18 protein-coding genes are annotated in these 17,965 nt (G+C 66.2%); 11 read left to right on the forward strand and 7 right to left on the reverse strand.

Going from position 1 to position 17,965, the window contains the following annotated elements; genetic code table 11:
* Positions 1 to 28 precede the first annotated feature (28 nt).
* Positions 29 to 2,101 (reverse strand): cytochrome c1, encoded by a 2,073-nt coding sequence (locus ACE103_RS33350; protein WP_375776485.1) that lies wholly within the window; start codon positions 2,099 to 2,101, stop codon positions 29 to 31.
* A gap of 71 nt (positions 2,102 to 2,172) precedes the next feature.
* On the reverse strand, positions 2,173 to 2,703 hold the full coding sequence (petA, locus tag ACE103_RS33355) for a ubiquinol-cytochrome c reductase iron-sulfur subunit (RefSeq protein WP_097672906.1): 531 nt from the start codon (positions 2,701 to 2,703) through the stop codon (positions 2,173 to 2,175).
* Between the two features lie 277 nt (positions 2,704 to 2,980).
* On the opposite strand from petA, the gene ACE103_RS33360 reads away from it, so the two are divergent.
* From ACE103_RS33360 to ACE103_RS33385, 6 genes are all read left to right on the forward strand, one after another.
* Entirely contained in the window at positions 2,981 to 3,451 is a 471-nt protein-coding gene (locus ACE103_RS33360; protein ID WP_375776486.1) for a tRNA (cytidine(34)-2'-O)-methyltransferase, read from the forward strand.
* 10 nt (positions 3,452 to 3,461) lie between these two features.
* A complete protein-coding gene (gene queE / locus ACE103_RS33365) occupies positions 3,462 to 4,094 on the forward strand; it encodes a 7-carboxy-7-deazaguanine synthase (protein WP_375776487.1) in 633 nt (210 codons plus the stop codon).
* A 27-nt stretch (positions 4,095 to 4,121) separates the two neighbouring features.
* A complete protein-coding gene (locus ACE103_RS33370; protein WP_092126881.1) occupies positions 4,122 to 4,487 on the forward strand; it encodes a 6-carboxytetrahydropterin synthase in 366 nt (121 codons plus the stop codon).
* Positions 4,488 to 4,489: 2 nt separating this feature from the next.
* Positions 4,490 to 5,386: an oxygen-dependent coproporphyrinogen oxidase gene (gene hemF, locus ACE103_RS33375; RefSeq protein WP_375776488.1), complete on the forward strand. Its 897-nt coding sequence runs from the start codon at positions 4,490 to 4,492 to the stop codon at positions 5,384 to 5,386.
* Positions 5,377 to 6,117: an HAD family hydrolase gene (locus tag ACE103_RS33380; protein ID WP_375776489.1), complete on the forward strand. Its 741-nt coding sequence runs from the start codon at positions 5,377 to 5,379 to the stop codon at positions 6,115 to 6,117. The genes hemF and ACE103_RS33380 overlap by 10 nt, the downstream gene beginning before the upstream one ends.
* Before the next feature lie 111 nt (positions 6,118 to 6,228).
* Positions 6,229 to 6,495 (forward strand): YodC family protein, encoded by a 267-nt coding sequence (locus tag ACE103_RS33385; RefSeq protein ID WP_375776490.1) that lies wholly within the window; start codon positions 6,229 to 6,231, stop codon positions 6,493 to 6,495.
* A 79-nt stretch (positions 6,496 to 6,574) separates the two neighbouring features.
* On the opposite strand, the gene ACE103_RS33390 is transcribed toward ACE103_RS33385, so the two are convergent.
* The 5 genes from ACE103_RS33390 to ACE103_RS33410 are packed head-to-tail and all read right to left on the reverse strand — an operon-like array spanning position 6,575 to position 10,173.
* Entirely contained in the window at positions 6,575 to 7,339 is a 765-nt protein-coding gene (locus tag ACE103_RS33390; protein ID WP_375776491.1) for a TSUP family transporter, read from the reverse strand.
* Entirely contained in the window at positions 7,336 to 8,592 is a 1,257-nt protein-coding gene (locus ACE103_RS33395; RefSeq protein WP_375776492.1) for a CCA tRNA nucleotidyltransferase, read from the reverse strand. The genes ACE103_RS33390 and ACE103_RS33395 overlap by 4 nt, the downstream gene beginning before the upstream one ends.
* A complete protein-coding gene (locus tag ACE103_RS33400) occupies positions 8,589 to 8,852 on the reverse strand; it encodes a DUF6111 family protein (protein WP_223969429.1) in 264 nt (87 codons plus the stop codon). Before ACE103_RS33400 ends, ACE103_RS33395 begins: the two co-directional genes overlap by 4 nt.
* Positions 8,849 to 9,484, reverse strand: a complete 636-nt coding sequence (locus tag ACE103_RS33405; RefSeq protein ID WP_374708003.1) for a CoA pyrophosphatase — start codon at positions 9,482 to 9,484, stop codon at positions 8,849 to 8,851. The genes ACE103_RS33400 and ACE103_RS33405 overlap by 4 nt, the downstream gene beginning before the upstream one ends.
* 32 nt (positions 9,485 to 9,516) lie before the next feature.
* Positions 9,517 to 10,173, reverse strand: a complete 657-nt coding sequence (locus ACE103_RS33410) for a DUF1285 domain-containing protein (RefSeq protein ID WP_223969433.1) — start codon at positions 10,171 to 10,173, stop codon at positions 9,517 to 9,519.
* A gap of 229 nt (positions 10,174 to 10,402) precedes the next feature.
* On the opposite strand from ACE103_RS33410, the gene ACE103_RS33415 reads away from it, so the two are divergent.
* From ACE103_RS33415 to ACE103_RS33435, 5 genes are all read left to right on the forward strand, one after another.
* Positions 10,403 to 11,407 (forward strand): MoxR family ATPase, encoded by a 1,005-nt coding sequence (locus tag ACE103_RS33415; RefSeq protein WP_223969434.1) that lies wholly within the window; start codon positions 10,403 to 10,405, stop codon positions 11,405 to 11,407.
* Positions 11,407 to 12,348 (forward strand): DUF58 domain-containing protein, encoded by a 942-nt coding sequence (locus ACE103_RS33420; protein WP_375776493.1) that lies wholly within the window; start codon positions 11,407 to 11,409, stop codon positions 12,346 to 12,348. Before ACE103_RS33415 ends, ACE103_RS33420 begins: the two co-directional genes overlap by 1 nt.
* Positions 12,348 to 15,158, forward strand: a complete 2,811-nt coding sequence (locus ACE103_RS33425) for a DUF4159 domain-containing protein (protein WP_375781235.1) — start codon at positions 12,348 to 12,350, stop codon at positions 15,156 to 15,158. The genes ACE103_RS33420 and ACE103_RS33425 overlap by 1 nt, the downstream gene beginning before the upstream one ends.
* 123 nt (positions 15,159 to 15,281) lie before the next feature.
* Positions 15,282 to 17,345 carry a hypothetical protein gene (locus ACE103_RS33430; RefSeq protein WP_223969435.1) on the forward strand — a complete coding sequence of 688 codons (2,064 nt, stop codon included), beginning with the start codon at positions 15,282 to 15,284 and terminating at the stop codon, positions 17,343 to 17,345.
* A 171-nt stretch (positions 17,346 to 17,516) separates the two neighbouring features.
* Positions 17,517 to 17,939 (forward strand): DUF2946 family protein, encoded by a 423-nt coding sequence (locus ACE103_RS33435; RefSeq protein WP_375776494.1) that lies wholly within the window; start codon positions 17,517 to 17,519, stop codon positions 17,937 to 17,939.
* Positions 17,940 to 17,965: the final 26 nt, after the last annotated feature.

Raw genomic sequence — 17,965 nt, forward strand, 5'->3', positions numbered from 1 at the left:
GGCTTTTTCAAACTCGCGATAACTGAGGTCAGTGCGCGTCGGCCCAGACCTTGCGCTTGGTGAAGTACATCAGGATGGCGAAGATCACGAGGAAGAAGAACACCTGCATGCCGATCCGCTTGCGCTCTTCCATGTGCGGCTCGGCCGCCCACATCAGGAACGTGGTGACGTCGTGCGCATACTGCTTGACCGTCGCCGGCGAGCCGTCGTCGAAGGTCACCTGACCGTCGGACAACGGCTTCGGCATCTTGATCGAATGGCCGGGGAAATACTTGTTGTAGTACGAGCCCTCCGGGATCGTCACGCCGGCTGGCACCTTGTCCTCGAAACCTTGCAAGATGGCGTCGACGTAGTCCGGTCCCTGCTCCTGGTACTGGCTGAAGAAGTCGATCACGAACTGCGGGAAGCCGCGCTTGTAGGACCGCGCCTTGGTGATCAGCGAGAGGTCCGGCGGTGCCGCGCCGCCATTGGCCGCGCGCGCCGCCTGCTCGTTCGGGAACGGCGCCGGGAAGTAGTCCGCCGGGCGGCCAGGACGCTCGAACATCTCGCCCTGGTCGTTCGGGCCGTCCTTGACCTTGTACTCGGCCGCGAGAGCCGCCGCCTGCGCCTCCGAATAGCCGGGGCCGCCGGCATCGGCGAGGTTGCGGAATGCGATGTAGTTCAGGCTGTGGCAGGCCGAGCAGACTTCCTTGTAGACCTTCAGGCCACGCTGCAGCGAGCCGCGGTCATACTTGCCGAACGGGCCGGAGAACGACCAGCTCTGGGCCGGCGGCGCGTTGCCACCTTCCTCGGCCTTGGCGTTCTGGGTGCTGCCGGCGAACAGGCCACCGGCCAGCACCAGCGCAAGCATGACAGAGGCTGCGGTCGCGGCCCTGCCCTTGCTCTTCGCCAGCACATCGTCGGCGATCGAGTTCGGCACCGGGCGCGGCGTCTCGATGCGGGCGAGCAGCGGCAGCACGATCAGGAAGTAGGCGAAGTAGCACACCGTCAGGATCCGGCCGGCGATCACATAGATGCCTTCCGGCGGCTGCGAGCCGAGATAGCCGAGCAGGATGCAGACCACCACGAAGATCCAGAAGAACTGCTTGGCCAGCGGACGATACTTCGACGACCGGGTCCGTGCGCTGTCGAGCCAGGGCAGGAAGCACAGGATGATGATCGCCGAGAACATCGCCACGACGCCGGCGAGCTTGTTCGGGATCGAGCGCAGGATCGCGTAGAACGGCAGATAGTACCATTCAGGCACGATGTGCGCCGGGGTCACGCCGGGGTTCGCCGGGATGTAGTTGTCGGCGTCGCCGAGGTAGTTCGGCATGTAGAAGATGAACCAGGCGAAGAAGATCAGGAAGCACGACACACCGAACGCGTCCTTGATCGTCGCATACGGGGTGAACGGAACGGTGTCCTTCTCGGTCTTGGCCTCGACGCCGGCCGGGTTGTTCTGACCCGCGACGTGCAGCGCCCAGACGTGCAGCACGACCACGCCGGCGATCACGAACGGCAGCAGGTAGTGCAGCGAGAAGAAGCGATTCAGCGTCGGGTTGCCGACCGAATAGCCGCCCCACAGCAGGGTCACGATGCTCTCGCCGAAATACGGCACGGCCGAGAACAGATTGGTGATGACGGTGGCGCCCCAGAAGCTCATCTGGCCCCACGGCAGCACGTAGCCCATGAAGCCGGTCGCCATCATCAGGAGGTAGATGATGACGCCGAGGATCCACAGCACCTCGCGCGGTTCCTTGTACGACCCGTAATAGAGACCGCGGAACATGTGGATGTAGACGGCGAAGAAGAACATCGACGCGCCGCAGGCATGCATGTTGCGCAGCAGCCAGCCGTAATTGACGTCGCGGACGATCAGCTCGACCGACTTGAAGGCGAGATCGGCGTGCGGCGTGTAGTGCATCGCCAGGATCACGCCGGTCAGGATCTGCAGCGCCAGCATCATCGAAAGGATGGCGCCGAAGGTCCACCAGTAGTTCAGGTTGCGCGGCGTCGGATAGGCCACGAAGGAGGAGTGGATCAGGCCGAAGATCGGAAGACGCCGTTCGATCCACTTCAAGGCGGGGTTGCTCGGTTGAAAATCAGATGGTCCGCTCATTGATGCGATCCTGAAGAAGAAAAACGACGCGATGGGTCCAAGGGGAAGTCTAAATCCCGGAGGTCCGGGACTTAGCCGATCTGGATTTTGGTGTCGGTAAGGAAGGCGTAGGGCGGCACCGCCAGGTTGGCGGGCGCCGGCCCCTGGCGGATACGACCGGAGGAGTCGTACTGCGAGCCGTGGCAGGGGCAGAAGAAGCCGTCGTAATTGCCCTCATGGGCGATCGGGATGCAGCCGAGATGGGTGCAGATGCCGATCACGACCAGCCACTGGTCGTGGCCTGCCTTGACGCGGGCCGAGTCGGGCTGCGGATCGGGCAGGCTCGAGAGCGCCACGCCCTGGGCCTCCTGGATCTGCTTCTTGGTGCGGTGGCTGATGTAGATCGGCTTGCCGCGCCAGAACACCTTGATGTCCTGGCCCTCGGCGATCGGCGTCAGGTCGACCTGGATCGGCGCGCCGGCCGCGATCGTCGCGGCATCCGGGTTCATCTGGGCAACCAGCGGCCAAACAGTGGCGGCTGCGCCGACCACGGCGGCAGCTCCGGTTGCAACAAAGAGAAAATCACGGCGTGTCGGATGGTCCGCCGAAGACGCTGTCGTCACGATTCCTAGCCCTTTCTTTTCTGCAGCCGGTGGAACCGCCCCGGAGACGCAGAACGCGCCCCAAGAAAGGCTGCCGGCGCCCGCGGCCCCCGCGGCGGCAGAAAACCGCTATTCCCCACCCCAAATGGCGGAACAGCAGTCCAGAATCGTTCTATTGGCACCCTTGCCGGACGAGCGCAAGCCCGCTATCGGCTCGCACACGTGCAATGCACGAAATCCGCGCCGAGCGATGTTTTATTGAGACAATTTCATCCGGATTTCACAGGTCGCCCGCACCATGCAGATCGCGCTGTTCCAGCCCGACATCCCCCAGAATACAGGGACGATTCTGCGCCTCTGCGCCTGCCTGGACGTGTCAGCCCATATCATCGAACCGGCAGGGTTCGACACCTCGGACCGGAATTTCCGCCGGGCGGGTATGGACTATCTCGACCATGTGCGGTTGAAGCGTCACGACTCATGGTCGAAATTCGAGGAATGGCGGGCCGAGGCCGGATGCCGGCTGGTCCTGTTCACGACCAAGGCGGCGAAATCCTACCTTGATTTCGCGTATGGGGCCTCCGATGTCCTGCTCTTCGGGCGCGAAACGGCGGGGGTGACCGAGGCGGTGGTAGCCGCCGCGGATGCGCGGCTGCTGATTCCGATCAAGCCGTCCTTGCGCTCGCTCAATGTGGCGGTCACCGCGGCCATGGCAGTCGGAGAGGCGCTGCGGCAAACGGGTTCAGGAATTGCCGGTTCGGTAACTTAAGGGATTTTTGGTGAGCTACGCGGTCAAGGAGATCTTTCTCACCCTGCAGGGCGAAGGCGCCCATGCGGGCCGGGCCTCCGTGTTCTGCCGCTTCGCCGGCTGCAATCTCTGGAGCGGCCGCGAGCAGGACCGCGCCGGGGCCGTCTGCCGCTTCTGCGACACCGATTTCGTCGGCACCGACGGCACGCTCGGCGGCCGCTATGCCGATGCGGCCGAGCTTGCCGGCACCATTGCCGCGCAATGGACCGGGGGCGAAACCGACCGCTACGTGGTGCTGACCGGCGGCGAGCCGCTGCTGCAGGTCGATACCGCCCTGATCGAGGCCCTGCACGGCCACGGCTTTGCGATTGCGATCGAAACCAACGGCACCATCGCGCCGCCCGACGGGCTCGACTGGGTCTGCGTCAGCCCCAAGGCGGCATCCGAGCTCGTGGTGCGCACGGGCCACGAACTCAAGCTGGTCTATCCGCAGCCGGAAAACGCGCCGGAGGACTTTGCTGGCCTCGCCTTCGAGCGCTTCTCGCTGCAGCCGATGGACGGCCCCCACGTGATCGAAAATACCGAGCGGGCGATCGCATACTGCCTGAAGCACCCGCAATGGCGCCTCAGCGTGCAGACGCACAAGACGCTCGGCATTAGATGAACTAACAGAACTGGATTGTTGAGAGAGATGTGGGAATTGACGAAAGCGTTTCGGTTCGAAGCTGCGCATGCGCTATCCGGAACGACCTTTGGCACTGCCAGCGAGGAGATCCACGGTCACTCGTTTCGAGCCGAGGTTACCGTCCGCGGCACCCCCGATCCGAAAACCGGGATGGTGGTCGACCTCGGCCTGCTCGAACGCGCCATGGCCGAGGTGCAGAAGACGCTCGACCACAAGTTCCTCAACAAGATCGAGGCGATCGGTGTCCCCACACTGGAGAATCTCTCACGCTTCATCTGGGAGCGATTGCAGCACGCGGGCAAGCTGACCCGCGTCAGCGTCCATCGCGACAGCTGCAACGAGAGCTGCACCTATTTCGGCCCACAGGGTTAGCCATGCTGCCAACAGACCCCACCATCATCGAACACCGCAAGACGCGCGCGCGCGGCTGGTTCGAGGCGCTGCGCAACGACATATGCGCGGCCTTCGAGAAGCTCGAGGACGACGCCCCCTCCGCACTCTATCCCGGCAATGCCGGCCGGTTCGTGCGCACCCCCTGGGATCGCACCGACCACACCGGCAAGCCCGGCGGTGGCGGCGTGATGTCGATCATGAAGGGCCGGCTGTTCGAGAAGGTCGGCGTGCACTGCTCGACGGTGCATGGCGAGTTCGCTCCCGAATTCCGTGCGCAGATTCCCGGCGCGGCCGACGATCCGAGGTTCTGGGCCTCGGGCATTTCGCTGATCGCGCATTTGCGCAATCCGAACGTGCCCGCCGTGCACATGAACACCCGCTTCGTCGTCACCACCAAGGCCTGGTTCGGCGGCGGCGCCGATTTGACGCCGGTGCTGAACCGGCGGCGCACCCAGGAAGACCCCGACACGGTCGCCTTCCATGCCGCGATGAAAGAGGCCTGCAGCGGGCCGAACGGCGTCGCCGACTACGACAAGTACAAGAAATGGTGCGACGACTATTTCTATCTGCCACACCGCAAGGAAGCCCGCGGCGTCGGCGGCATCTTCTATGACTGGCACGACAGCGGCGACTGGGAGGCCGATCTCGCCTTCACCCAGGACGTCGGGCGCAGCTTCCTGAAGATCTATCCCGACCTGGTGCGGCGCAATTTCGAGAGCGACTGGAGCGCGGAGGATCGCGACGAGCAGCTGATCCGCCGCGGGCGCTATGTCGAGTTCAACCTGCTCTATGATCGCGGCACCATCTTCGGCCTGAAGACCGGCGGCAATGTCGATTCGATCCTGTCGTCGCTGCCGCCGGAGGTGAAATGGCCGTGACCAAGCTGCCGCGCGCGATGCTGATCGACATGGATGACACCATCCTGTCGGCCTATGGACGTCCCGAGATCGCCTGGAACACGATCACCACCGAGTTCGCCGCAGAGCTCGCGCCGCTGCCCCCGGAGACGGTCGCGACCGCGCTGCTCGCCTATGCACGGCAATTCTGGTCGACGGCCGAGCCGATCTGGCGGATTAAGCTCGGCGAGGCACGCCGGCTGACCGTGAAGGGCGGCTTCGCTCAGCTTGCGGCGGCCGGCCACCGTGCGCTGCCGGACGATCTCGCGGACCGCATCGCCGATCGCTTCACCGCCTATCGCGAGGAGGAGATGTTCATCTTCCCCGGCGCGCATGAAGCGATCGATACATTCAAGGCGCTCGGCATCAAGCTCGCGCTGGTCACCAACGGCGCCGCCGACATGCAGCGCGCCAAGGTCGAGCGCTTCGCGCTCGGCCATCGCTTCGATCACATCCAGATCGAGGGCGAGCACGGCTTCGGCAAGCCCGAGGAGCGCGCCTATCTGCACGCGATGCAGGCACTCGGCGTCACCGCGCCTGATACCTGGATGATCGGCGACAATCTGGAGTGGGAAGTCGTGGCGCCGCAGCGGCTTGGCATCTATGCGATCTGGATGGACGTGCACGGCGTCGGGTTGCCCCCGGGATCGACGATCAAGCCCGACCGCATCATCCGCTCGCTGACCGAACTGGTTCCGGCCGCGCGGAAATAACGCAGCTTCTGCTTTCACAGCAAATCCATCGCGCCAGGCGCCGGCCGTGATCGCACTGTCATCACCGGTCGCTAGCTTGCCGTCCGCGTCATCCAGCGCGGAGGGAAAATCATGGAACTGAAACCAGGCGATGTCGTCATGCTGAAATCCGGCGGTCATCCGATCACGGTGGTCGAAGTCGACGAGGACAAGGTGGAGTGCCTGTGGATGGGCACGGACGGCGACCTGTTTCGCGAAACCCTGCCGCTCGTCGCACTCGAGTCGGCCGAAATCGATCCGGAAGATGACGAGCAGGACGACGACGAAGAAGAGGATGACGAGGAAGAAGAGGACGACGACGAGGACGGCGACCGCAAGAAGAAGCGCAAGGCCGCTTAACGAGGCAGCTTGACAAGGCTGCGCGAGATTCAGGCGATGCTGCCCGGCGCGCCGCCGGCAGCGTCGCCTCTTCTTCTCGTCACAACGCGCGCAGCGCGCTCGAGATCATCACCACGCCGCCGGTGATCACGGCGGCATCGAGGATCGCGGTGTGGACATGCACCGGCATCCGCTCGACGAAGGCCTTGGCCAGGAACGCGCCGGGAATAGCGACCAGGCCGATAAGAAGCGCAAGCGCCAGCACCTGCGCGGTGATGACACCGGTCAAACCGAACACCGAAATCTTGACCGCGGCGCTTGTGAGCGAGATCACCGCATCGGTTGCGATCACAGCGGCGCCCTCGAGGCCCGCCGCCATCAACAGCGACAGCAGGATGACGCCGGAGCCCGCAGTGCCGCCGACCACGACGCCATAGCCGGCAGCGCCGGCTGCAAGGCCCCGCTCACCGATCCTGACGCTGTGCCTGCGCAGCAGCCGCCTCAGCGGGACACTGAGGATCAGCATGCTTCCGATCACCAGCGAAGCGCCGGCGCTGGTCAGCCGTGTGTAGCCGTAGGCGCCGAGCGCCGTGGAGAGCAGCGCCGCCGCGATCACGATGATCGCCTTGCGGCGGTCGGCAAATCTGACGAAGGCGACGAAGCGGCTGGTGTTGGTGAAGATCGACGAGATCGCGATGATCGGCACGACCGGCTCGGCGCCGACCATCGGCACCAGCACCAGCGGCATCAAGGCGCCGGTGCCGTAGCCGGCGAGGCCTCCGATCACGGAAGCAAACAGCGCAACGGCTGCGACCAGCAGAATTTGAACGAGCGAGATGTCTGCGAAGCCGGAGAGAAAATTCAAAGCCGATGATCGCGGGTGAAACGGGAAACGGTCTGGTCGGCGATGCCAGACAACACCTGCGGATCCAGCGGGAAATCCGCGGCTAGCCAAGCATCCTCGGCCAGGGTCAGTACATGCCCCAGCGCCGGTCCCTCGGCAATCCCGCGCGCGATGAAATCCGACGCCCTCAACGGAAAGTGAGGGGCACGCCAGCGCTGCGGCAACGTGGCGAGCGCGCGCCATTGATCGACGTCGCCCTGAGCGCCGGTTCGCGCCCAGGCGAGCAGCAGCCGGTCGCGATAGGGCTCTTCGTCGAGCCGGTAGAGCCTGCGCTTGGCACGCGCCTCGTCCATGCCGGGCAGGCGCCACCAGCGGTGGCCCATCGAATCGAGCGCCTTGGCCTCGGCATTGGAGAGCCGCAGCCGACCCGCGATGCGCCGCGCGTCCTCGGTCACGGCGACCGTCAGCGCGGCCAGCCGGCGCGTCGCGCTCGGCGCGAGCCCCATCAGCCTTTCGATCTCGATCATCGCCGCGAACGGCCCGGTATAGGCGACGCCGCCGAACAGCGGCAGCAGCAATCCGCCGTCGCCCATCGCGACCACCGCGCTTGCGGCGCCGTTCGCGACCACGAGCTTGAGCATCTCCATGCGGATGCGCTCGGCCGAGAGGCCGGCAAGTCCGGCGCGCCCGCTGATGCAGGCGAGATAGCCGGCGCGATCGACCTCGCCGGCGCCATAGGCGGCGTGGAAACGGAAGAAGCGCAGGATGCGCAGATAATCCTCGGCAATCCGCTGCGCGGGATCGCCGATGAAGCGCACGCGCCTCGCTTCGATATCGGCGAGACCGCCGACGTGATCATGCACGACGCCCGAAGCGTCGACCGACAGGCCGTTGATGGTGAAGTCGCGCCGCTCGGCATCGCGCACCCAGTCGCGGCCAAACGCCACCTTGGCCTTGCGGCCATAGGTCTCGGTGTCCTCGCGCAGCGTCGTCACCTCGAAGGGCTGACCGTCGACGACCAGGGTCACCGTGCCGTGCTCGATGCCGGTCGGCACGCTCTTGATGGTTGCCCGCTTGGCGCGGCGGATCACCTCCTCCGGCAATGCCGTGGTGGCGATGTCGATGTCGGCGAGCGGAATTTGCATCAGCGCGTTGCGCACGGCGCCGCCGATCACCCGCGCTTCCTCGCCGTCGGCATTGAGCAGGCCGAGCACGCGCGCCGCGGGCCCCGAAGCGAGCCACGGCGCGTCGGACAACAGGCGCACCTCGCTCATTTCTCAGCTCCCGGCACCAGCCTGCCGTTCTCGATATGGGCTGGAACGTAGGTCGAGTTCGGCGGCGCGCCGGTCAATTCGGCGAGCAGCACGAAGCTCACGATGACCAGCACCAGCGCCGCCAGCGTCAGCTTCGCGATCATGTCGAGCGGCCAGGATGCCGGCAACGTCACACCGGACCGCGTCGCGAAGAGGAAGATGGCATAGACCGCGAAAGGGATCAGAAAGATGCCGATCTCGGTCAACACCGTGCGGATCATGACAGATAGATCCGCTCATACAGCACCCGCAGGATGCCGGCGGTCGCGCCCCAGATGTAGCGCTCGGCGAACGGCATCGCGTAGTAGGACCGGTCCATGCCGCGGAATTCCTTGGTGTGGATCTGATGGTTCTCGGGGTTCATCAGGAAAGCGAGCGGCACCTCGAACGCATCGACGACCTCGGCCTCGTTGATCTCCAAGGTAAATCCCGGCTTCACCTTGGCGACCGTCGGCAGGATGCGGAAGCCGAACGCGGTGCCATAGAGGTCGAGATAGCCGACAGGGTCGATGAATTCCCGCTTCAGCCCGACTTCTTCACAGGCTTCGCGCAGCGCCGCGTCGAGCGGCGAGGCGTCGGTGGCGTCGATCTTGCCGCCGGGAAACGAGATCTGGCCGGCATGGCTCGACAGATTGGGCGACCGCTGCGTCAACAGCACGGTCGGCTCGGGATGATCGACCACCGGGATCAGCACCGCGGCCGGCCGCACCGGCTGCTCCTGGGCCACGATCTCGAGCATGCGATCGTTGCCGGAATCACCGGTGCGCGGAATGATATGCGGATCGACCAGGCCCGGCGGCACTTCGAAATCGAGCCGCGTGCGGGCTCGCGCGAAGAATTCCGTCGAGCTGATCGTCGCCGGCTTCACCTTCAGCAACGGCTCGTTCAAAGTGCGCCCCTCACTTGGCTGGCATCGGCCATCGCGAAAAACTCGCCGCCGGACTCGATGCCGAACATCTCCTGACCATCGACCATCCGCTCCTCGCCCATGTCAACCAGATCGTAGTAGAGCGCGCGGGTGACCTTGGCCCACAAGTCGGCGCGAACGTGCAGATAGGGCGTCAATCCGCCGTCTTCGGCGGCCTCGAATCTGAGCCCGTGGCCCTTCTCGCAATCGACCCAATCGTCGACATTGGTGCGGAACCGGAGCAAACGGCCGCGCGCGTCTGCTTCCGTCTGCATTTCCACGGCAAGGAACGGCGCGTCATCGACGCGGATGCCGACCTTCTCCACCGGTGTCACGAGAAAGTGCTTGCCGTCCTCGCGCTTCAGGATCGTGGAGAACAGCCGCACCAGCGCCGGGCGTCCGATCGGCGTTCCCATGTAGAACCAGGTGCCGTCGGGCGCGATTCGCATGTCGAGATCGCCGCAGAACGGCGGATTCCATAGATGAACCGGAGGGAGGCCCTTGCGTCCGGCCGGACCCGATGTCGCGGCTTGATTGGCGGCGGTGGTCAGCCCTTCGAGGCCCTTGCCTCCGAGCGCCTTCGCTCCGAGCCCCGTAGTTTCACTGCCGGAATCGCTCTGCCCTTGCTTCGCCATTGTTTGCCCTGAAGTTTCCAACCCTCAATCTGGCACATTTGGTGCACGTATCCTGAGATGTGGTCGGGATGTCATTCTCGCCACATCGTGATGCCGTTCATACCCTGAAATACCGATAAGGTGGGGATAGTTTAATTCAACGAATACATGGCCTTCGCATAGGTTTAGCATGCAGCCCATGTGGTGACGACGCGAGAATCGAGCGCATCGTCAAGAAGGAGCGGATCGAATGGCCGGTGCAGACAGCGTCGAGAAACTGGAAGATGTGATCGTCCGCTCGGCCGAACAGGTCGCCGGCCAGATCAAGGCTGCCAAGGAAGCGGTCGCCACCGTCATCTTCGGCCAGGACCAGGTGATTGAAAACACCCTGGTGACGATTCTGTCCGGCGGCCATGCGCTGCTGATCGGCGTCCCCGGTCTTGCGAAGACGAAATTGGTCGAGACGCTCGGCATTACGCTCGGGCTCGACGCCAAGCGCATCCAGTTCACGCCCGACCTGATGCCGTCGGATATTCTCGGCGCCGAAGTGCTCGACGAGAGCTCGGCCGGCAAGCGTTCGTTCCGCTTCATCTCGGGTCCGGTGTTCGCGCAGCTCCTGATGGCCGACGAGATCAACCGCGCCAGCCCGCGCACCCAGTCGGCGCTGCTGCAAGCCATGCAGGAGCAGCACATCACCATTGCCGGCGCGCGGCACGATTTGCCGAAGCCGTTCCACGTGCTCGCGACACAGAACCCGCTCGAGCAGGAAGGCACCTATCCGCTGCCCGAGGCGCAACTCGACCGCTTCCTGATGGAAATCGACGTCGACTATCCCGATCGCGACGCCGAGCGCCGCATCCTGTTCGAAACCACCGGTGCCGACGAGACGCTTGCCAAGGCGTCGATGGACGCCGAGACGCTGATCACGGCGCAACGCCTGGTGCGGCGCCTGCCGGTCGGCGATTCCGTGGTCGAGGCGATCCTGACGCTGGTGCGCGCCGCGCGTCCCGGCCCCGAAGGCGGAGAAGCCGGCAAGCTGATCGCCTGGGGACCCGGTCCCCGCGCCAGCCAGGCCCTGATGCTGGCGGTGCGCGCCCGCGCCCTACTTGACGGCAGGCTCGCGCCGTCGATCGACGACGTCCTCGATCTTGCCGAGCCCGTGCTCAAGCATCGCATGGCGCTGACCTTCTCGGCGCGCGCCGAGGGCCGCACCATTCCTGACGTTATCAAGCAGCTGAAGACGCGGATCGGTTGATGGCGGCAGACAACAGGCACCAGAACGAGGAGATCCTGGCGGTTCGACGTGCCGATGGCGAAAGCCGAACGCTCGCCGCATCGCTGCCGCGTCTTGTGCTTGAGGCCCGTCGTGTCGCCGCCAACGTCATCCATGGCCTGCATGGCCGCCGCCGCGCCGGCTCGGGCGAGAATTTCTGGCAATACCGCCGCTTCGTCTCCGGCGAGCCGTCGCAGCGCGTCGACTGGCGCCGCTCGGCGCGCGACGACCATCTCTATGTCCGCGAGCAGGAGTGGGAGGCCGCGCACACCGTTTGGATCTGGCCCGACCGCTCGCCCTCGATGGCCTTTGCCTCGCGCGAGGCGCGCGACAGCAAGCTGGAGCGCGGACTGATCGTCGCCTTCGCGCTTGCCGAGCTGCTCGTTGCGGGCGGGGAACGCGTCGGCATTCCCGGCCTGCTGAACCCGACCGCAAGCCTCAACGTGATCGACAAGATGGCGGAGGCGATGTTGCACGACGAGACGACGCGCGCGAGCCTGCCGCCGTCCTTCGTGCCGTCGTCGCTGGCCGAAGTCGTCGTGCTGTCGGATTTCTGGTCGCCGATCGCAGAGATCACGACCATGCTGGCCGGGCTCGCCTCGTCGGGCGCGCACGGCACGATGATCCAGGTCGTCGATCCCGCCGAGGAGAGCTTTCCTTATTCAGGCCGCGTCGAATTCGTCGAGCCTGAGGCCGGCAGCGTCATCACCGCGGGCCGCGCCGAGAGCTGGGCGAGCGACTATGTCGCGCGCGTCGCACTGCATCGCGACCAGATCCGTGCCGAGACCAACCGGCTCGACTGGCTGCTCTCGACCCATACCACCAGCCGCTCCGCGGCCGAACTGCTGCTGTTCCTGCATGCCGGCATGATGGTGAGCAAGGGCGGCGGCCGGTCAACCGTCAAGGCGGGACGCAGCGCATGATCGCAGGCCTCCCGCTCTCCTTCGCCGAACCATTGCTGCTATTGGGGCTGGTCAGCCTGCCGGTGCTGTGGTGGCTGTTGCGCGTGATGCCGCCGCGACCGCGCCGGATCGAATTCCCTCCGACGCGGCTGTTGTTTGACATCGCACCCAAGGAGGAGACGCCGTCGCGCACGCCGTGGTGGCTGACGCTGCTGCGGCTCACCGCCGCCGCGCTGGTGATCTTCGCCGCCGCCGGGCCGATCTGGAATCCGCAGACCGGCGTTGCCGCCGGCAAGCAGCCGCTGGTGATCCTGCTCGACGACGGCTGGAGCGCGGCCTCGAGCTGGGACGCGCGGATCAAGGCGGCCGACGAGCTGGTCACCAATGCCGACAGCGACCGCCGCGGCGTCGCGCTGGTGCCGCTGTCCGAGCCGACGCGCGACATCACGCTGATGCCGGCCGGCGCCGCGCGCGTCGCGCTGCGCCAGCTTGCGCCAAAACCCTACTCGATCGATCGCGTCGAAACCCTGGCGACGCTGGAACGTTTCCTCAAATCGACCGGCGACTGCGACATCGCCTGGCTGTCCGACGGCGTCGACACCGGCCGCGGCAGCGAATTCACCGAAGGTCTCGGCAAGGTGATCGAGAGCCGCAATCTGACGATCTACGCGGGCGGCGCGCAATCCGCGCAGGCGCTGGTCGCGGCCGAGAACGCCGCCGCCAAGATGACCGTGAAGGTGCTGCGCACCGAAAGCGGCATCGCGGCGGGATCGGTGCGCGCGGTCGACGCCAAGGGCTCGCCGATCGGCGAGGCCCGCTACGCATTCGGCCCGCAGGAGCGCGAGACCGAAGCCGCCTTCGATCTTCCGGTCGAATTGCGCAACGACATCGCGCGGCTCGAAATCTCGGGCGAGCATTCGGCCGGCGCCGTGCAGCTGCTCGACCGGCGGTGGCGCCGCCGCGCCATCGGCGTGGTCTCGGGTGCGAGCAACGACACCGCCCAACCGCTGCTGGCATCGACCTTCTATCTCTCCCGCGCGCTGTCGCCGTTCGCCGACGTCAGGCTCGGCGATCGCGGCGCGCCGCAGCAGGTGATCGGGCAATTCCTCGATCAGCGGCTGCCGATGATCGTGATGGCCGATGTCGGCACGCTGTCGCCGGAGATCCGCGACCGGCTCAACACCTGGATCGAGCAAGGCGGCGTGCTGGTGCGCTTCGCAGGTCCCCGCCTCGCGCAGGCCGATGACGACCTCGTTCCGGTCAGGCTGCGCCGCGGCGGACGCACGCTCGGCGGCAGCCTGACCTGGGAGAAGCCGCAACACATGGCCTCGTTCGCCGCCGACGGCCCGTTCACGGGCCTCACCGTGCCGAAGGACATCACGGTCAGCCGCCAGGTGCTCGCCGAGCCCGACGCCGTGCTCGCGACCAAGAGCTGGGCCTCGCTCGAGGACGGCACGCCGCTCGTCACCGGCGAGCATCGCGGCAAGGGCGTGGTCAGCCTGTTCCATGTCGGCGCCGACATGCGCTGGTCGGACCTGCCGATGTCCGGCACCTTCGTCGAGATGCTGCGCCGGCTGATCGACATGTCCGGCTACACCTCGAAGCCCGGCCCCGGCGTCGCCAGCGATCCCAATGCCGAGACGGTAGCGCCGCTGCGCACGCTCGACGGCTTCGGCGCGTTTGGCCCGCCGCCGTCGACCGCCAAGCCGATGTCGGCGGACTATCGCGACCGCGGCACCGCGGACCATCCGCCCGGCTTCTACGGCACCGCCGAGAGCCCGATCGCGGTCAACACGCTGGCCTCCGCCGACCGCATCGCGCCGCTCGACATCTCCGGCCTGCGCGCGAAGCATGCGACCTACACCAACACCGAGCCGCGTGACCTGCGCGGCATCATGCTGTCGACGGCGCTTGCGCTGTTCCTGCTCGACGCGATCGTGGTGGCGATGCTCGGCGGCGGCCTTGCCGCGCTGATCCGGCGCCGCGCCGCGCCGGCTGTGCTCGTTCTGGCCTTCATCCTTGCGACCATGATGGTGCCTTCGTCGACGCGCGCGCAGAACGCCAGCAGCGACGACTTCGCCATCAAGGCGGTGTCGCAGACGCGGCTCGCCTATGTCGTGACCGGCAACGCCGACGTCGATTCCATCGTCAAGGCCGGGATGTCCGGCCTGACGCTGTTCCTCGGCCAGCGCACCGCGCTGGAGGCCGGCGATCCCATCGGCATCGATCCCGCGCGCGACGAGCTCGCATTCTTCCCGTTGATCTACTGGCCGATCGTGCCGGGCGCGCCGAAGCCTGCGCAGGACGCCATCAACAAGATCGACGCCTACATGAAGCAGGGCGGCACCGTGATCTTCGATACCCGCGACGCCGTCGAGGCGCCACCGGGCGACAATGGCGCATCGCAGACGCCGGGCATGCAGACGCTGCGCGAATTGCTGTCGACCCTCGACGTGCCCGAGCTCGAGCCGGTGCCGCGCGAGCACGTGCTGACCAAGACGTTCTATCTGCTGCGCGACTTCCCCGGCCGCTTCAACACCGGCCAGACCTGGGTCGAGGCGCTGCCGCGTGAGGATGACGAGGAGGCCGCGCAGCGCCCGGCACGCGGCGGCGACGGCGTCTCGCCGATCATCATCACGTCGAACGATCTCGCCGGCGCCTGGGCGATCCGCCCCGACGGGCAGCCGATGCTGCCGCTGACACCTGGCGAGCCGCGCCAGCGCGAATTCGCGTTCCGCGCCGGCGTCAACATCGTGATGTACACGCTCACCGGCAACTACAAGGCCGACCAGGTGCACGCGCCTGCCTTGATCGAGCGGCTGGGACAATAGAGATGCGAGTCATGAGTTCAACTGCCTACCCGTCATTCCGGGATGGTCCGAAGGACCAGACCCGGAATCTCGAGATTCCGGGTTCGATGCTTCCGCATCGCCCCGGAATGACGGAGTAGCGCCATGAACTACGGTATCGCGTTCACACCGCTGGTTCCCTCGATCGTGCTGTGGATCGCGCTCGGCGCGATCGTCGTCATCGCGGTGTTGCTGCTGCTGTCGCGCGCGCGCGGCGCCGCGGTGCGTGTCGCCGCACTGGCGCTGATCCTGCTTGCGCTGGCCAATCCCTCCTTCACCCGCGAGGACCGCGAGCCGTTGACCTCGGTCGCCGCCGTCGTGATCGACAAGAGCCCGAGCCAGAATTTCGGCACGCGCACCCAGGAGACCGACAAGGCACGGCAAGCGCTGGTCGACAGCCTGAAGCAGATCAAAGGCCTCGAGGTCCGCGTCGTCGAGGCCGGCCAGGCCGACGGCGAAACCGACGGCACCAAGCTGTTCGGCGCGCTGACGTCGGCATTGTCGGATGTTCCGGTCGAGCGCGTCGCCGGCGCGTTCATGATCACCGACGGCCGCGTGCACGATATTCCCGCTAACGCCCAGGCGCTCGGCTTCCAGGCGCCGCTGCACGCCCTGATCACCGGCCGCAAGGACGAGCGCGACCGCCGCATCGCGATCACCGCGGCGCCGCGCTTCGGCATCGTCGGCCAGACCCAGACCATCACCTACCGGCTCGACGACCAGGGCGTCACCGGCGAGCGCGCCAAGGTCACGATCCGCCGCGACGGCGAGGTGATCAACGAGCGCACGCTGACCTCAGGCCAGACCTCGAGCGTCGACATCGACATCAAGCATGCCGGTCCCAACATCGTCGAGATCGAGGCCTCACCGCTCGAGAACGAGCTGACGCCGGTCAACAACCGCGCCGTGGTCGCGATCGACGGCGTGCGCGACAAGCTGCGCGTGCTGCTGGTGTCCGGCGAGCCGCATGCCGGCGAGCGCACCTGGCGCAATCTGTTGAAGTCCGACCCCAGCGTCGATCTCGTGCACTTCACCATCCTGCGTCCGCCGGAGAAGCAGGACGGCACGCCGATCAACGAGCTGTCGCTGATCGCGTTTCCGACCCGCGAGCTGTTCCAGCAGAAGATCAACGAATTCCAGCTGATCATCTTTGACCGCTACGCCCGCCAGGGCGTGCTGCCGATCGCCTATTTCGACAACATCGCGCGCTATGTCCGCTCCGGCGGCGCCGTGCTGGTCTCGGCCGGGCCTGATTACGCCTCGACCACCAGCATCTGGCGCACGCCGCTGGATTCGGTGCTGCCGGCCGAGCCGGTCGGCGTCACCGAGAAGCCGTTCTACGCGCATTTGAGCGATGCCGGGAAACGCCACCCGGTGACGCGCGGACTTGAAGGCTCGAATGCCGAGCCGCCGCATTGGAGCCGGTTCTTCCGCACCGTCGACACCCGCAACGCGATCAACCCGCCGGTGATGACCGGCGCCGACGGCAAGCCGCTACTGCTGCTGTCGCGGTTCGGCGAAGGCCGCGTCGCGCTGCTGCTCTCCGACCAGATCTGGCTGTGGGCGCGCGGCTATGAAGGCGGCGGACCGCATCTCGATCTGTTGCGGCGGGTGTCGCACTGGCTGATGAAGCAGCCCGACCTCGACGAAGAGGCGCTGCGCATGCAGGTGCAGGGCAAGGACCTCGCGGTGGTGCGGCAGACCATGGCCGACACCGTCGCGCCGGTCACCGTGACGTCGCCAAGCGGCGCCATCCATGAACTGACCTTGATCGCCGGCGATCCCGGCGAGTGGCGCGCTACCCTGCCCGCGAGCGAGCTCGGCCTGTGGCAGGCCACCGACGGCACGCTGAAGGCGCTGATCAATGTCGGCCCGACCAACCCGAAGGAATTCTCGGAAGTCACCTCGACCACCGACATGCTGAAGCCGCTGGCGCAGGCGACCGGCGGCGACGCAAGGCGCATCGTCGACGGCTCGAGCCTCGACATGCCGCGCGTCGTGCCGGTGCGCGCGTCGACGATCTTCCGCGGCGACGGCTGGCTCGGCGTCAAGATGCGCGACGCCAGCGTGGTCAAGGGCGTCGGTGTGCTGCCGATGTTCGCCGGCCTGGTCGGCCTGCTGCTGTTGCTCGGCGCATTCGCGGCAACCTGGCTGCGTGAGGGACGCTGAGACCAGTAGCGCTCAATGTCCAATCGGCCCGTTGCTTCAATCACACACCAGCAACGGATCGACACAGTGTGTCTGAACCACCGTTGACATCGTGGCCACCCTCCGATGTTATAATGTAACATCGGACGGTTGGGGAATGAGCGCCGTCCCGATGGGTGGGGCTCAATCGGCATGAAGTGGTTCCGAAGACGCATCAAGACTGGCTCGCGGCTTGCGCTGTTCGCGCTCGCTGTCCAGTTCGTGCTGTCATTCGGGCACTTCCACCCGATCGCAGCCGCGCAAGCGGCGCCCGCGGTCCAGACCGGCCTGTCGCTGCTCGATCTCGCCTATATCGGGACCTCGGCCACGCCGGACCTCGCAGTCCAGGTGACCGGGACCGAGCCGCCCACCAGGCCGGACAACGACCGGCATCCGGCGGATCATTGCGCGATCTGCACCGTGATCTCGCTCGCGAGCAGCATGCTGTTCACAGCGCCGCCGCTGCTGCTGTTGCCGGAAGCCATCGAGCTTCTGTTCCGCACCACCAATGCCGAATTCATCCACCTGAAATCGGCGCCTGCGGCCTTCCACTCCCGCGCACCTCCTCTGTCCTGACATCGACTGATTGCTGCACGCCCTGA

Origin of the sequence: Bradyrhizobium sp. ma5, assembly GCF_042258955.1 — a bacterium.
GTDB lineage: Bacteria > Pseudomonadota > Alphaproteobacteria > Rhizobiales > Xanthobacteraceae > Bradyrhizobium.

Coding starts and splice junctions, on each gene's coding strand:
- ACE103_RS33350 (WP_375776485.1), bottom strand. CDS start 2,101: ATGAGCGGACCATCTGATTTTCAACCGAGCAACCCCGCCTTGAAGTGG.
- ACE103_RS33360 (WP_375776486.1), top strand. CDS start 2,981: ATGCAGATCGCGCTGTTCCAGCCCGACATCCCCCAGAATACAGGGACG.
- ACE103_RS33370 (WP_092126881.1), top strand. CDS start 4,122: ATGTGGGAATTGACGAAAGCGTTTCGGTTCGAAGCTGCGCATGCGCTA.
- hemF (WP_375776488.1), top strand. CDS start 4,490: ATGCTGCCAACAGACCCCACCATCATCGAACACCGCAAGACGCGCGCG.
- ACE103_RS33380 (WP_375776489.1), top strand. CDS start 5,377: ATGGCCGTGACCAAGCTGCCGCGCGCGATGCTGATCGACATGGATGAC.
- ACE103_RS33385 (WP_375776490.1), top strand. CDS start 6,229: ATGGAACTGAAACCAGGCGATGTCGTCATGCTGAAATCCGGCGGTCAT.
- ACE103_RS33395 (WP_375776492.1), bottom strand. CDS start 8,592: ATGAGCGAGGTGCGCCTGTTGTCCGACGCGCCGTGGCTCGCTTCGGGG.
- ACE103_RS33400 (WP_223969429.1), bottom strand. CDS start 8,852: ATGATCCGCACGGTGTTGACCGAGATCGGCATCTTTCTGATCCCTTTC.
- ACE103_RS33410 (WP_223969433.1), bottom strand. CDS start 10,173: ATGGCGAAGCAAGGGCAGAGCGATTCCGGCAGTGAAACTACGGGGCTC.
- ACE103_RS33415 (WP_223969434.1), top strand. CDS start 10,403: ATGGCCGGTGCAGACAGCGTCGAGAAACTGGAAGATGTGATCGTCCGC.
- ACE103_RS33420 (WP_375776493.1), top strand. CDS start 11,407: ATGGCGGCAGACAACAGGCACCAGAACGAGGAGATCCTGGCGGTTCGA.
- ACE103_RS33430 (WP_223969435.1), top strand. CDS start 15,282: ATGAACTACGGTATCGCGTTCACACCGCTGGTTCCCTCGATCGTGCTG.
- ACE103_RS33435 (WP_375776494.1), top strand. CDS start 17,517: ATGAAGTGGTTCCGAAGACGCATCAAGACTGGCTCGCGGCTTGCGCTG.